Here is a 13,673-nt window from a genome sequence, read left to right on the forward strand (position 1 = left end):
CACGACAGAACCTCTTGACTTCGACCCACCTGCGGCCAATCATGGCTGCGCAATCGCTTGCACACATCATCGTACGGGCGCCGGTCCGGCAGGGCAATGGAGGCCTGATGAAGACCGCACGAAACCATCGGATCGCCGGCGCGACCGTGGGGCTGACCCTCCTGGGCGCGGCTACCCTGACCGGTTGCTCCAGCGGCGGCGGCACGACGATCAACCTGTACATCTCACCCGAGGACCATCTCCAGACAGTGGTCGACAACTGCAACAAGGCGGCGAACGGGAAGTACGAGATCGTCTACAACAAGCTGCCCCGCACCGCCGACGGCCAGCGCGAGCAGATGGTCCGCCGGCTCGCCGCGGGCGACACCTCGCTGGACGTGCTCGGCCTCGACGTCACGTGGGTCCCGGAGTTCGCCGAAGCGGGCTGGGCCGAGGAGTGGACGGGCGCGAACGCGGCGGCGGCCACGCAGGACGTGCTGCCGGGGCCGCTGGCCACCGCCAAGTGGAACGGAAAGCTCTACGGCGCGACGAAGAACACGAACGTCCAGCTGCTCTGGTACGACGACCGGATCACGCCGGCGCCGCCGAAGACGTTCGACGAGCTCATGACGCAGGCGCAGCAGCTGAAGGCCGCCGGGAAGCCGTACCAGGTCGTGTTCACCGGCGCGCAGTACGAAGGGCTGGTCGTCTTCTACAACACGCTGGTCGCTTCCGCGGGCGGGCACATCCTTTCCGACGACGGCAAGTCCGTGGTCATGGACGACGGTGCCGTCAAAGCCCTGGCGTTGCTGAAGAGCCTCACCACGGCCGGGATCACCGACCCGTCCCTGACCAACCAGAAAGAGGACGACATCCGGCAGGCCTTCCAGCGTGGGCAAGCGGCGCTGCAGCTGAACTGGCCGTTCGTCTACGCCTCCTACGCCAAGGAAAAGCCGCAGGACCTCACCCACATCAAGTGGACCCGCTACCCGTCGATCGTGCCCGGCACCTCCAGCAAGGTCACTATCGGCGGATTCAACCTGGCGGTGTCGAAGTATTCCCAGCACAAGCCGGAAGCGTTCGAAGCGGCCTTGTGCCTGCGCAACGCCCAGAACCAGAAGTACCAGGCCCTGGTGGACGGGATCCCGCCGAGCATCTCGACCGTCTACGACGACACCACGGCGCTCGACCCGGCGAAGCCCGCGGACCCCAAGGACAATCCCCGGCTCGCCGACCAGTACCCCATGAAGGACGACATCCAGGCCGCGCTCAGCGACGCCGCCGTCCGGCCGCTGACCCCGGCGTACCAGAACCTCTCGATCGTGATCTCCAAGGTTCTTTCCCCGCCGTCGGCGATCGACCCCCAGGCGACCGCCGCCGAGCTGCGCGAGCGGCTCACCGACGCCCTGAATTCGAAGGGGATTATCCCGTGACCGTTCTCGACGTCAGCTCGAGCGCGCGCGCCGCGCACACCGTGGGCAAGCCCGTCCTTTCCGAAGGGAAGAAGGCCGAGCGCCGGCTCGGGCTGTGGCTGTGCGCGCCCGCGTTCTTCGTGATGATCGCGGTCACCGGCTACCCGATCGTCTACTCGATCTGGCTGTCGCTGCAGCGGTACGACCTGAGGTTCCCCGCCCAGCAGGAGTTCGTCGGCTTCGACAACTACGGGGCCGTGCTGAGCAACTCGTACTGGTGGACGGCGTTCGGCACCACGATGTTCCTGACCGTGGTGTCGGTCGCGATCGAGTTCGTCCTCGGGATGGGGCTGGCGCTGGTCATGCACCGGACGCTCGTCGGACGCGGCCTGGTCCGCACGGTCGCCCTGATCCCGTACGGCATCGTCACGGTCGTCGCGGCGTTCTCGTGGTACTACGCCTGGACGCCGAAGACCGGCTACCTCGCGAACTGGCTCGCCTCCGACGGCGCGCCGCTGACCGACCAGTGGCCGTCGATGTTCATCATCATCCTCGCCGAGGTGTGGAAGACCACGCCGTTCATGGCGCTGCTGCTGATGGCCGGCCTCGCGCTGGTACCGGACGACCTGCTCAAGGCCGCGGCGATGGACGGCGCGAGCGCGTGGCAGCGGTTCACGAAGGTGATGCTGCCGGTGATGAAGCCGGCGATCCTGGTGGCGCTGCTGTTCCGCACGCTCGACGCCTTCCGGATCTTCGACAACATCTACGTGCTCACCGGTGGCGCGCAGGACACCGGCTCGGTGTCCATGCAGACCTACGACAACCTGGTCAAGGGGTTGAACCTCGGGATCGGGTCGACGATGGCGGTGCTGATCTTCATCACCGTGGCGATCATCGCCTTCATCTTCATCAAGGTGTTCGGCACGGCCGCACCGGGTTCGGACGACGGGGGTAAGCGCTGATGGTGATGGGAACCGTCACGACGGGCCGCAAAGTCAGGTGGGGCCTGGTCGACATCCTCGTGCTGGTGTTCGCGCTGGTCCCGGTGCTCTGGGTCGTTTCGCTGTCGTTCAAGACCAAGGACACGCTGACCGACGGGTCGTTCATCCCGCAGTCGTGGACCTGGCAGAACTACGCGGACATCTTCCAGACGTCGGAGTTCCTGCTGGCGCTGGTGAACTCGATCGGCATCGCGATCATCTCGACGGTGATCGCGGTGGTGCTCGGCACGATGGCCGCGTACGCGATCGCCCGGCTGGACTTCCCCGGCAAGCAGCTGCTGGTCGGGCTCTCGCTGCTGATCGCGATGTTCCCGCAGGTGTCGCTGGTGACGCCGCTGTTCAACATCGAGCGGAACCTCGGGCTGTTCGACACGTGGCCCGGCCTGATCCTGCCCTACATCACGTTCGCGCTGCCGCTGTCGATCTACACGCTGTCGGCGTTCTTCCGCGAGATCCCGTGGGAGCTGGAGAAGGCGGCCAAGATGGACGGCGCGACGCCGGCGCAGGCGTTCCGCCGGGTGATCGCGCCGCTGGCCGCGCCGGGTGTGTTCACCACGGCCATCCTGGTGTTCATCTTCTGCTGGAACGACTTCCTGTTCGCCATCTCGCTGACGTCGACCACGGCGTCGCGCACGGTGCCGGCCGCGCTGTCGTTCTTCACCGGGTCCTCGCAGTTCGAGGACCCGACCGGGCAGGTGTGCGCGGCCGCGGTCGTGATCACCATCCCGATCATTGTGTTCGTGTTGTTCTTCCAGCGTCGCATCGTGGCGGGGCTGACCTCCGGTGCGGTGAAGGGGTAGCGCTATGGCAGAGATCGTGCTCGACAAGGTGTCGAAGAAGTACCCCGACGGTGCCCTCGCCGTGTCCGAAGTGGACATCACCATCGCCGACGGCGAGTTCATCATCCTGGTCGGCCCGTCCGGCTGCGGGAAGTCGACGACGCTGAACATGGTGGCCGGCCTGGAGGACATCTCCTCCGGCGAGCTGCGCATCGACGGCCAGCGCGTCAACGAGAAGGCCCCGAAGGACCGGGACATCGCGATGGTGTTCCAGTCCTACGCGCTCTACCCGCACATGAGCGTCCGGGAGAACATGGCCTTCCCGCTGCGGCTGGCCAAGGTCGACGACAAGACCGTGCGGGCGAAGGTCGAGGAGGCCGCGAAGATCCTCGACCTGACCGCGCACCTGGACCGCAAGCCGGCCAACCTCTCCGGTGGCCAGCGCCAGCGCGTCGCGATGGGCCGGGCGATCGTCCGCAGCCCCAAGGCGTTCCTGATGGACGAGCCGCTGTCCAACCTGGACGCCAAGCTGCGCGGCCAGATGCGCACGTCGGTGTCGAAGATCCAGAAGCAGCTCGGCACGACGACGCTGTACGTCACGCACGACCAGACCGAGGCCATGACACTGGGCGACCGGGTCGTGGTGCTGCGCGGCGGCTTCGTGCAGCAGATCGGCTCGCCGCAGTTCCTCTACGACAACCCGGCCAACCTGTTCGTCGCGGGGTTCATCGGCTCGCCGTCGATGAACTTCGTGCCGGCCACGCTGGAGAACAACGAGCTGCACAGCCCGCTGGGCACCACGCCGCTCACCGACCGGGTCCGGCAGCTCGTGGAGAGGGCGGGCGCGCCCCGCGAGGTGCTGGTCGGCATCCGGCCGGAGCACTTCGAGGACGCGGCGCTGGTCGAGGCCGGGCAGAAGTCGGGCGGCGGCACGTTCACCGCGCACATCGACGTGCTCGAGTCGATGGGTTCGGAGAAGTACGCGCACTTCACGCTGGAAGGCGAGACGGCGACGTCCGCCGAGCTCGCCGAGCTGGCCGCGGACAGCGGTTCGGCCGACGTCCCGGGCTCGGAGTCCCAGATCGTGGCCCGTCTGTCGGCGGAGTCGTCCGCGGCGGAGAACGCGGACCTCGAGGTCTGGTACGACGCGGACAAGATCAAGCTGTTCGACCCGTCCAACGGCAAGAACCTCACCTACGAGGACTAGCAGGCGACATGCCGGACTCGGGATCGCTCACTCCCGCCTTTCGCGATCCCGTCCTCGTCCGGTGGCCGGAGGCGAACCGGGTGCGTCCCCGGCGCCGGGCCGGACACGCCGGGACGAGGGCGACGCTTAAGAGGACAGCACGACGGCCGCCTCGATCCGGCACGCCTGCGGCAGCAGTAGCAAAGCTTGCATCTCTTGCCTCCTTCTAGCCACCTGACAGCAAAGCACCCTCAACTTTCTCCTAGTCCGACCCCCTACTAAGGTTTGCAGTTGCGATGCAAAGCTTGCATAAGCCGCCTTGAGCGGTTCCACTTGGACGTGTTCACGGGCGCGCCAAGGGGGCACAGTAGAGATGCACGAACAGGTGGCCGCGAGCTTTCCTCCCATGACCGCAGAGGCTCGCGCGCTGACTCGACGGCTGCAGGCGATCGATCCGTGGGAGCCCGACCCGGACCGCACGCGAGCACTGCTCCGGGACATCGGGGGTGCCTGGGCGGACTGCAGCCGGTCCGTCCACGAGTTGCTCCCCGTGCTCCGCCGGTTCTCGACTCGGCAAGCGGCACCGGGGACTCCGGCGCCCGGCGAAGACGGGCCCCCGCCGGGTGAGTCGATGCTGGCGGAGCTGTTTCACGCCTTCCACGCACGCCTCGCCCCGGCCGGCCACGTCTCGCTCTCCTGCGTGACCTTGGCGAGCTCACCCGGTCAGGCCACCCCGCGGGTGACGCGGCCGCTCGACGACCGGATCGTCCCCACCGGGTCTGGGCGCTTGGACGAGCTCCTCGTCGTCGGCGACCCGGCCGAAGCGAGCGCCACGTTGCGAGCCCGGTACGGGCCGCCGGCGACCGGAACCTGGCTGGGGCTGTGCTCCACGCCGGACACGAAGACGGTCGAGCGCACCCGAGCCCGCGCGACCAACGTCGCTCTGATCGCCCGGGCGCTGAACTACACCGGCGGGATCTACACACCGGATGACGTCCTGCTGGAGCTGCTCGCGACCGGCGATGCCGACGCCGCGGCCACATTGGTCACGCTCTGCGACGGGATCGCCGACAGCGAGGTCCTGCTGGACACCGTCCGGGTGCTCATCCATTCCGGTGGAAACCGGAACGAAGCCGCACGCCGCCTGTTCGTCCACCGGAGCACCCTGGAGTACCGGCTGCTCCGGATCCATGAGCTCACCGGGATCAACCCCGCGTCACCGCGCGGTCTGATGACCTTGAGCGCGTCGCTCGCGGGCCTCGCGACCGGTCACCCCTCCGCGGCCCGCATCCCACCGCCGACGAGGGGTCAGGAGCCCGCCGACCCGGCCCACCACCCCCCGATCGTGCCGTGAGGGCGGCGATCCGCGTCGAGTCACGACGCCCGGGGTGCCGCCGTGGATTCCCGGACCACCAGCTCCGGCAGCAGCAGCTCCGTGCGGGTCCGCGGCGGGCCGGCGTCGTCCAGCCCCTCCCGCAGCAACCGGAACGCTCGCGCCGCGATCTGGCGCATCGGCTGCCGGATCGTCGTCAAGGCCGGCCGAGCCAGCCCGGCGAGCAGGATGTCGTCGAACCCCACGACCGACACGTCACCGGGGATGCCGTACCCGAGTTCCAGCGCACCGCGGCAGACACCGAGAGCGCACATGTCGTTCACGCACACGAAAGCGGTCGGATCCTCCGGGCGCCCGGCGAGCAGCTCGTGGGCAGCAAGCCGACCCAGTTCCACGAGACTGGTGTCACCGAACGGAATCCGGCCCCGCGACGGCCACACCGTGATCTCCCCCGGCGCGAGTCCGACATGACCGGCGGCGGCACGGAACCCGGCGAGCCGGTCGACGAGGCTGACCGCTGGAATGCTGGCGGTGACGAACGCGATGCGGCGGTGTCCGAGACCGGCCAGGTGCGCCACGGCCAGCTGCTGACCCGACGCGTTGTCCACCGACACGTTCATCGTTCCCGGCGGGTCATCCGCCACAGCGACCCGGTCGGCGGTGACGACCACCGCACCGCGACGAATGAAGGGGACCAACGACGCCAGGTCCAGCGGCGAGGAGCACAGCACGATCCCCCGGTGCCCTTCGGACAGCAACTGCCGAAGGTAGCGCTGTTCCCGCGCCGGGTCACGTTCTCCGTTGCACAGCTGCAGCTGGTAGCCGGCCCGGGTGGCCTCGGCCTCCAGTTCACGAGCGAACACCCCCCAGAAGGGATTCGCCACGGACGGCACGATCAACCCGAGCACGTTCGCTCGCCGCTGCCTGCCGCCGGGACCCGGCCCGGCGTACGGAGTGGGTTCGCGCACCGCCAACCGCCCTGTCCTCCTCGTGCACGTGACGGCCCGCTCCCGCCACCCCGGCGAATCGTAACCGCGAGATGACCAGCAAGCCCGCCGGCCACCCGGACGCCACCCGGCCGAGGAACATCCAGCTGCTCGACGGCGGCGACGTAGTAGCGTCTCGTGAAGAGGACCGCGCAAGAGGAGGCCCGAGAACCCGAGTGGCGGACGAGGTTTCACTCAAGGACGTAGCGAACGTCGCCGGGGTCTCCACGGCGACGGTGTCGCGCGCCCTGCGAGGCCTCACCTCCGTAGCCCCGGAAACGCGGGAGCGGGTCGCGCGCGCAGCCCGTGAACTCGGGTACGTCGCCGCGTTCAACGCCTCCAGCTTCGCCTCCGGCCGAACGAACTCGGTGGGCATGGTGGTCCCGTTCGTCGACCGGTGGTTCTTCAGCAAGATCATCGTGAGCGCCGAGCAGGAACTTCGCCGGTACGGCTTGGACATCGTGCTCTACAGCGTCGGCCGGGACGAGGCCCAGCGCACCCGGTTCTTCGAAGAACTGCCGATGCGGCGGCGCGTGGACGCGGTCGTCGTGCTGTGCCTGCCCCTGCAACCGGCCGAGGTCGCGGCGCTGGGGCAGCTAAAGGTGCCCGTCGCAATGCTGGGACACCACGTCGACGGTTTCTCCTCGGTCAGCATCGACGACCGGACCGCCGCGGCAACCGCCGTGCGGCACCTGGTCAACCTCGGGCATCGGGACATCGCTCTCATCTCCGGCGGAACGCCGGCCGAGCTGGGATTCACCGCCCCCGATCTGCGTCGCAGCGGCTATCTCGACGCTCTCGCGGAGGCGGGGATCCACCCGCGCCCCGAGTGGGAAGCCGCCGGTGGTTTCACCGCCGCCGGCGGGGACCGCGCGATGTCGAAGCTGCTCAGCGTGCGGGAACGGCCCACCGCGGTGTTCGCCATGTCCGACGAAATGGCTCTCGGCGCGTTGGGCTCCCTGCGTCGGCACGGCTTGGCCGTTCCCGGCGACGTTTCGCTGATCGGCTTCGACGACCACGAGCTCGCCGAGTCCTTGGAGCTGACCACCGTCGCGCAGCCGGTGCTCGACGAGGGCAAGCTGCTCGCGCAGCTCGTTCTGGAACAACTGTCCGGTCCGGCGCCTTCCCGCGGGATCGTGGCCCCCACCCACCTCGTGGTCCGGCGAAGCACGGCCGCGCCGGCGAACCAGGCAAGCTGAGCTCGACGCGCCTCCGTGGCAGGCGGAATGCCACACCGATCCGGAATCCGAATTTTTACTATGGACCCGATGGCCGGGTCCGGAACACACTGATCCCGGCCCGGTAAGAGATCCCCGGATATTCGCCGAACTGTTCATCGGGTCCATTCCTCGCATTCACCACCGACACGGGAGTGACCAGTGCGCCTTTCTCTCAAGAAGACCGCCACGACAGCGACGGTACTCGCCGCAATGGCCGCCGCCGGCGCGATCGGTGCCCCCGCGGCGAATGCCGCGGATCAGCCGACGGTCCAGCAGCTCATGCAGGACTGCGGCAACAAGGGGGCGCGAGATCTGTGCGTCTTCCACCCCAGCAGCGGCAAGCGGACGTATACGCCCGAAAACCGGATCAGCGGACTTGTGGCGAACTGCTCGACGCTCGCCGCCGCCCACCAGGTGAGCGGCTCGCACACCTGGGGAACGACCAAGTCCTGGTCGGTCACGGCGAGCGCCGACGTCGAGATCGCCGAGGTGGTCAAAGTCGGTGTCAGCGCCACCTACGGCGAGGCCTACACCGACACCAAGACCACCAGCGCAGCCACGACGGTCAACATCCCGCCGCGAGCGTTCGGCTGGATTTCCCAGCGGATCGTCAACCTCGACCTCACCGGGACGTTCGAGATCCACTACGGCTCGCGCAAATGGGGCCACTACTTCTGGTACGTCAACAACGCCCACCTCACCGGTCCGATCAAGGACAACAGCGGAAACGTGACCGTGGCGCACACGCGGGCGATGACCGCCGCGGAGCGTCGCACCTACTGCGGATCCTGATCTGAACTTCGGAAACGAGAACGACATGAAGAAATATCGGATTCTAGCCGGCGTCTTCGCCGCTCTCGCGGCGTCGATGATCGCCGCACCGGCCTCGGCCCACGCCGGCACTGCCCAGGCGCGACACTGCGTCGCCGATGTGAAAGGCAGTTCCGTTTGCTTCGGGTCATACCGGCAGGCGATGGCCTATGCCACCGGCAGCCGGATCACCGACGCACCGGAAGACACGCGGCAAGCGGCCCACGACCCAGGCTTCACCAGCCGGATGTCGGCCGTGTCCGGGGACACACGGCGATCACCCGCGGAAACGCGCATCCACGCGGCCATCGCATCGGGTGTTCCGGTGATCGGAGCCGTCATCTTCGACGGCTACGACTACACCGGCTCGTCGTACACCTTCATGGTCGCCAAACCCTGTGTGAAGGACAACAAGGTCGACTACGCCTGGAGCTTCAACCCACGCTACTGGCAGAACAAGGTGTCCTCGGTACAAGCGTGGGCGAACTGCTGGATCTGGCTCTACAACGGTCAGCAAGACCGCTTCGGGCCGTGGAAGGCCGACTCGCCGCGCTTGGACCCCGCGATCGACAACAGGTCGATGGCCATCGACCTCAGCTGATCACCGCGGTGGGTCCGGCACACCCGGACCCACCGCGTCGCCGAAGCTCTCGAAAACTTCGCCTGGCCGTTCGATCGTCTTGGCCGATGCCGTGCCCTCGCCACGCAAACCAGCACCACGTGGTCCATGCCGCGTGCCGGGCGGCCTCCGCCAGCATCTCCCCCGTGCCCAAGCTGCGTACCCGGCCGGCCGGGTACGCAACCGACGTGGCCGGGGCGGCGAACTCGCACGTTCCGTCCCGCAGGACGATCCGTCGAGTAAGGGATAGTCCTCGACAATCCACCGGCACGTGCGGCTCGCGTCGGCGATGAGACGGGCGATCCACGTGGAGAACCCAGCCGGAGTCCGGACCTCGTCGGCGTCGGCTGGTCGCATTGCTGTTCAGACGGCGAGCGGCCTGGCGGGCCGCCCTACGGATGGTTTCGCGCCGCCACCGACAGGGAACAAGGAGCAGAGTGCCTGCGATCGCACGCACCCCGATTACCCCGGAAAGCGGTCTGACGTGATCCAAGCGGTCCAGCCCCGGCGTCGCGACGGCAACGGCGAATCACCCTGCCAACGTCGTCCCCGACCTGCGCGACGCAAGCTCCGGGCCCTTCGGCCGGAGCAGCTGATCATGCTGGCTGCCGAGGGGAACAAGCCGGCGTTCGGCCAGCTGGTCGATCAGCTGGCCGGACCGATCCTGGCCGCAATCGGCCATGTCGTGACCGAGCGAGAGACCGCCGAGCGGCTGACCCAGCAAGTGCTGGTCGAGCTTCGATACACCGCCCACCGCTACCACCCCGCCGACGGCAGCGTCCACACCTGGGCCCTGGCACTCGCGCACCGGCACGCAGTCGCTCACGTCCGCGCCCAGCCGGCACCTCGCGCGGTCGTGCCCTGCACAGCGGCCCACGGGTTCGATGAGTCCGCCTTCAATGCGCTCACCTCAACGCAACGCGAAGCCATCCTGCTCGCCTACTGCGGCGGTCAGACCTACCGCGAGATCGCATCTCTCCTTGAGCTGGCCCCCGAAACCGTCGCCGAGGCGCTCCGGGAGAGCCTGCTGTTCCTGGGCGAACGGCACGGCGCGCAGCGCTGATCGGCGAGACGCGTGGTCGGGCGGCACCCGCCTGACTGTGTCACAACCGGACGGATAGCCGAGGCCGATGATCGATGAACCCCCATGCCCGCTTCGCATGCTAATATTATTTCGTGCCGCAACGAAACGATAGTGTCGAGCTGGCCCGCGCGGTCATGGAGCTCATCGACCAGGGACATCGCCGGATTTCCCGGCACCTGGACCTGACCCGGATCCGGGTGCTGGGGACCGTGGCCGCCCTCGGCCCTGTCCGCCCGAGCACGATCGCCGCCGAACTCGGTCTCACCGCCTCGGCGACCAGCCGGCACCTGACCGCGCTGGAACGGGCGAGGCAAGTAATCGTGGAGCCCGATCCCCACGACTCCCGCACCTTCCTCGTGCGCCAGAGCGAAGCAGGCCACGCAGAGGTCAACGCCGCAGTCGCGGCTGGAGCCGCCGTGTTCGCCGATGTGATCGCCGACTGGCCGGACGCCGACGTGTCCACCGCGCTGCGGCTGATCACCCGCCTCAACCAGGCGTGGGCGCAACGAAGCGACACGGCCCGAAGCACGGCCGGACGCGGGACCGGCCCACGCTGGCTCCGCGGGCGAACCGCAGCAAAGCCTCAAGAGAAGGAGAACTAGCCATGGAGTCATCCACCCTGGCCCGGGCCACACGAATACCCGGGGCTGTACAGTCGGCACGAGTATTGCTGGCCGCCATAGCGATCAGTCATCTGGTCACAGCTGTGGTGCTGGGGATCGACAGAAGCGCTCTGCGCGACCAGATCGCCTCCCAACACCCTGAACTCGCCGCGACCGAGGTCGCGAGATCGGCGACCGTCGCTGTGACTGCCGGAGCGGTCTTCCACGGCATTCTGCTGGCGGTGTGCCTGCTGACCGCATGGAAGCTGGCCACAGCACGGTCGTGGACCCGTCGGCTCGCCACGGTCTCCCAGGTTCTGTCGGTCGTGTTCAGCGTCGTGTCCTGGTCGTCGTCGCCGATGTTCCACGCCGTCATCCCCGCTGTCGGCGCCGCACAGTTACTCGTCGTCGCCCTGCTCTGGACCCCCTCCTCGGCCCGTGAATTCTTCGCGAAGCGCACATGACCAGCCCGGGATCGAGTCGAACCCACGCGCGCGGCCCTGACAGCACCCGGCACCGGCACCGTGTGCGCCGCCACCAAGAACCTGGCATTCCCGTGCGCGGTTCGGGCGCGACCGGCACTGTCACCGTGAAGCGGAGGTGGGGTACTGCTCCGGTTGCGATCTCGGGACGTCACACCCGGGCGTCAACATCGACTGGCCGCAGCGCGCGCGGCCGCGGCATTATCACCCTGCGTGGCCGGAGTGCGTCCATCGACCCAGTGGACCGCAGCTGCACACATCTCGGCCCGGGCCCGCGGACACGACCGACGACATCGCCGTCACACCAGACGATCAACGCCACCTCCTCCGCTGGCGCGGGCGTCAAACCGACCGTCCAGCTTCGGCCCTGGCGCGTGACGTGACATTCGGCCGTGACCCACTGTCGTCCCGGTGTCGTGGTGATGTGCCACCGCGGGTCCTCCATGAGGCCGGACACGCTCAACGGCAGTCGCGAAGCGCCAGGACGGCTCACCGCGATCGGGCTACGGTCCGCGCCGCTCAACCTTGCACACCAAGTCGAACCGAGGTCGGTTGTACCTGGGCCATTGCATGAAGGTAATTTCGGGCCCGCCGGTCGGCTGCTCGACAACGACCGGGCCCAGCGCGCCGGAAAGCCGATGCCCTCGATCACATCAGAGGGTCGGAGGTCCAGGACACGCGCACGCGTTCGCCGGCTTCGGACGTGACGTGCAGGATGCCGCCGAGCTGCTCGGCCAGCACGTTCAGCGAGCAGCGCGCAGGATCCTCGACGGCGGCGACCCGCCCGAGGTAAGCAACGGTGAGAGCCAGTTGCCTGTGTTCGGTGCTCCAGGCGCGGATGTCCACGCTGCGGGTGTAGCCGCAAGTGTCGGCCAACAAGAGCGCGGCGGTCAGCAGACGCCCTATCCGGGAGACGAGCAGCGGGGGCAGATCGCGAGGTAGCTCGCCGGGCACCGTGATCTGTTCGGCCAGGCCCAGCGGCCGGGCGACGACGTCGCAGACGTGGAGCAGATGAGCGAGGAGCGGGCCGCTCTGGGCCGGTGCGACGGCGTCGGCGAGCGCGGTGAGGTCGTCATGTACCCGATCCGCGAGCAGAAGAGTGCCCCGGATGTGCTCGATGAGGCTTTCGGGTGCCTGCCGGTGAAGTTCGGCGAGCGCCCCTCGTAGCTGAACGAGAGGCGCTGACGTGATCTGCCGGACGGTGTCGACGTGCTGGTCGTCGTGCGCGAGGCGCAGGTCGCGGGCGCGGGTTTCGCGGTCGATTGCGCCGCTGATGGCCGTCCACGCGGCCGTCGTGAACGCGGTGAATGCTTGAAGGTCGGCGTCGGAGTACGGGAGACCGCCGACCGGGCGTCCGACCAGTAGCGCGCCGTCCCAGGTGTTGTCAGGGCCGGCCAGGGGGCTCAGCATGGCCGGGCCGATGTGGACGCTGCGCGCCGACTGCAGCGCCGATCCGTCCAGGCTGCAGTCCCGCAGCCGCACGGCCTGTCCATCTCGCCGGGTCAAGGCCGACAACGACCCGGTGAACGGAATCATGCGCCCGCGCCACTGCGCTTCCCCGCCGGATGCGGCGGCGATGCGCAGCCACCCGGGTTGCGGCACGCACAGAGTGACGCTTCCCGAGCTCGAGCCGGTCCGTTCGCGGGCCGTGGTGACCAACGCGTCGAGCGTCTGGTCGCCGGGGCCGGTTTCGGCCAGCCGGGTGAGCACTCCGGCCAGACTGTGCAACCAGGATCTGGACAGGCCTACCTGCGACGACCGATGATCGACCGACACCAGGGTCTCCCTTCCGAACACAGATCGAACTGCGGCTATACACCACAGCCGAAGCCGATGAACCACGCAATTCACCAGTCGTTGAGCCGGTCTTCAGCATAAGAGAAATCCACGACAGCAACCACCGGCACTGTCCGAATCGAGAAGAATGCGCCGGATCTCCCCGGAAAATTGAGACGAAAAATCTTCACGTTAGTCCGTGTTGTCATTTTCGCACAGGTAAGCATTCCCGCCAGACGGCATTCCCAGCAGAACGAACACCTTGCGACAAACGCTCCCGAGGAGAGCTCTACCGTCAAGATCGACACAGGGAATTGACGGTGATTCGCCGACTTGACAGGATATCGGACTCTCCGACACCGCTGGGACATCACAGCTTTCTATCGGCATCGTCGGTGACTGGC

General features: G+C 67.9%; 13 protein-coding genes. 11 read left to right on the top strand and 2 right to left on the bottom strand.

Annotated elements, in window-relative coordinates:
• Positions 1 to 107: 107 nt before the first annotated feature.
• The 5 genes from HUT10_RS09150 to HUT10_RS09170 all read left to right on the top strand — a co-directional run bounded on the left by HUT10_RS09150 (position 108) and on the right by HUT10_RS09170 (position 5,711).
• Positions 108 to 1,412 (top strand): ABC transporter substrate-binding protein, encoded by a 1,305-nt coding sequence (locus HUT10_RS09150; protein ID WP_176170781.1) that lies wholly within the window; start codon positions 108 to 110, stop codon positions 1,410 to 1,412.
• Positions 1,409 to 2,353, top strand: a complete 945-nt coding sequence (locus tag HUT10_RS09155; protein ID WP_303246953.1) for a carbohydrate ABC transporter permease — start codon at positions 1,409 to 1,411, stop codon at positions 2,351 to 2,353. Before HUT10_RS09150 ends, HUT10_RS09155 begins: the two co-directional genes overlap by 4 nt.
• The gene (locus HUT10_RS09160) at positions 2,353 to 3,192 is read left to right on the top strand and encodes a carbohydrate ABC transporter permease (RefSeq protein ID WP_176170782.1); all 840 of its coding nucleotides are present in this window, start codon (positions 2,353 to 2,355) and stop codon (positions 3,190 to 3,192) included. The genes HUT10_RS09155 and HUT10_RS09160 overlap by 1 nt, the downstream gene beginning before the upstream one ends.
• 4 nt (positions 3,193 to 3,196) lie before the next feature.
• Complete coding sequence (locus tag HUT10_RS09165; RefSeq protein ID WP_176170783.1) at positions 3,197 to 4,378, top strand: ABC transporter ATP-binding protein; 1,182 nt, start codon at positions 3,197 to 3,199, stop codon at positions 4,376 to 4,378.
• A 385-nt stretch (positions 4,379 to 4,763) separates the two neighbouring features.
• A complete protein-coding gene (locus tag HUT10_RS09170; RefSeq protein WP_176170784.1) occupies positions 4,764 to 5,711 on the top strand; it encodes a CdaR family transcriptional regulator in 948 nt (315 codons plus the stop codon).
• A gap of 20 nt (positions 5,712 to 5,731) precedes the next feature.
• On the opposite strand, the gene HUT10_RS09175 is transcribed toward HUT10_RS09170, so the two are convergent.
• Positions 5,732 to 6,658 carry a LacI family DNA-binding transcriptional regulator gene (locus HUT10_RS09175; protein WP_176170785.1) on the bottom strand — a complete coding sequence of 309 codons (927 nt, stop codon included), beginning with the start codon at positions 6,656 to 6,658 and terminating at the stop codon, positions 5,732 to 5,734.
• Between the two features lie 71 nt (positions 6,659 to 6,729).
• On the opposite strand from HUT10_RS09175, the gene HUT10_RS09180 reads away from it, so the two are divergent.
• From HUT10_RS09180 to HUT10_RS09205, 6 genes are all read left to right on the top strand, one after another.
• Positions 6,730 to 7,875, top strand: a complete 1,146-nt coding sequence (locus HUT10_RS09180) for a LacI family DNA-binding transcriptional regulator (RefSeq protein WP_176170786.1) — start codon at positions 6,730 to 6,732, stop codon at positions 7,873 to 7,875.
• Positions 7,876 to 8,055: 180 nt separating this feature from the next.
• Complete coding sequence (locus HUT10_RS09185) at positions 8,056 to 8,688, top strand: hypothetical protein (protein ID WP_176170787.1); 633 nt, start codon at positions 8,056 to 8,058, stop codon at positions 8,686 to 8,688.
• A 25-nt stretch (positions 8,689 to 8,713) separates the two neighbouring features.
• A complete protein-coding gene (locus tag HUT10_RS09190; protein WP_176170788.1) occupies positions 8,714 to 9,307 on the top strand; it encodes a hypothetical protein in 594 nt (197 codons plus the stop codon).
• A 616-nt stretch (positions 9,308 to 9,923) separates the two neighbouring features.
• On the top strand, positions 9,924 to 10,388 hold the full coding sequence (locus HUT10_RS09195) for a sigma factor-like helix-turn-helix DNA-binding protein (protein ID WP_176170789.1): 465 nt from the start codon (positions 9,924 to 9,926) through the stop codon (positions 10,386 to 10,388).
• Positions 10,389 to 10,501: 113 nt separating this feature from the next.
• A complete protein-coding gene (locus tag HUT10_RS09200; protein ID WP_176170790.1) occupies positions 10,502 to 11,011 on the top strand; it encodes a MarR family winged helix-turn-helix transcriptional regulator in 510 nt (169 codons plus the stop codon).
• A 2-nt stretch (positions 11,012 to 11,013) separates the two neighbouring features.
• Complete coding sequence (locus tag HUT10_RS09205; RefSeq protein WP_176170791.1) at positions 11,014 to 11,475, top strand: hypothetical protein; 462 nt, start codon at positions 11,014 to 11,016, stop codon at positions 11,473 to 11,475.
• Positions 11,476 to 12,141: 666 nt separating this feature from the next.
• Here the strand turns inward: HUT10_RS09205 and HUT10_RS09210 are convergent.
• Positions 12,142 to 13,269: a hypothetical protein gene (locus tag HUT10_RS09210; RefSeq protein WP_176170792.1), complete on the bottom strand. Its 1,128-nt coding sequence runs from the start codon at positions 13,267 to 13,269 to the stop codon at positions 12,142 to 12,144.
• Positions 13,270 to 13,673 lie beyond the last annotated feature (404 nt).

Source organism: Amycolatopsis sp. Hca4 (assembly GCF_013364075.1).
Classification (GTDB): Bacteria; Actinomycetota; Actinomycetes; order Mycobacteriales; family Pseudonocardiaceae; genus Amycolatopsis.

Excerpts from the sequence above, each read along its gene's own strand:
- HUT10_RS09150 (WP_176170781.1), top strand. The coding sequence starts at position 108 with ATGAAGACCGCACGAAACCATCGGATCGCCGGCGCGACCGTGGGGCTG.
- HUT10_RS09160 (WP_176170782.1), top strand. The coding sequence starts at position 2,353 with ATGGTGATGGGAACCGTCACGACGGGCCGCAAAGTCAGGTGGGGCCTG.
- HUT10_RS09165 (WP_176170783.1), top strand. The coding sequence starts at position 3,197 with ATGGCAGAGATCGTGCTCGACAAGGTGTCGAAGAAGTACCCCGACGGT.
- HUT10_RS09170 (WP_176170784.1), top strand. The coding sequence starts at position 4,764 with ATGACCGCAGAGGCTCGCGCGCTGACTCGACGGCTGCAGGCGATCGAT.
- HUT10_RS09180 (WP_176170786.1), top strand. The coding sequence starts at position 6,730 with ATGACCAGCAAGCCCGCCGGCCACCCGGACGCCACCCGGCCGAGGAAC.
- HUT10_RS09190 (WP_176170788.1), top strand. The coding sequence starts at position 8,714 with ATGAAGAAATATCGGATTCTAGCCGGCGTCTTCGCCGCTCTCGCGGCG.
- HUT10_RS09195 (WP_176170789.1), top strand. The coding sequence starts at position 9,924 with ATGCTGGCTGCCGAGGGGAACAAGCCGGCGTTCGGCCAGCTGGTCGAT.
- HUT10_RS09205 (WP_176170791.1), top strand. The coding sequence starts at position 11,014 with ATGGAGTCATCCACCCTGGCCCGGGCCACACGAATACCCGGGGCTGTA.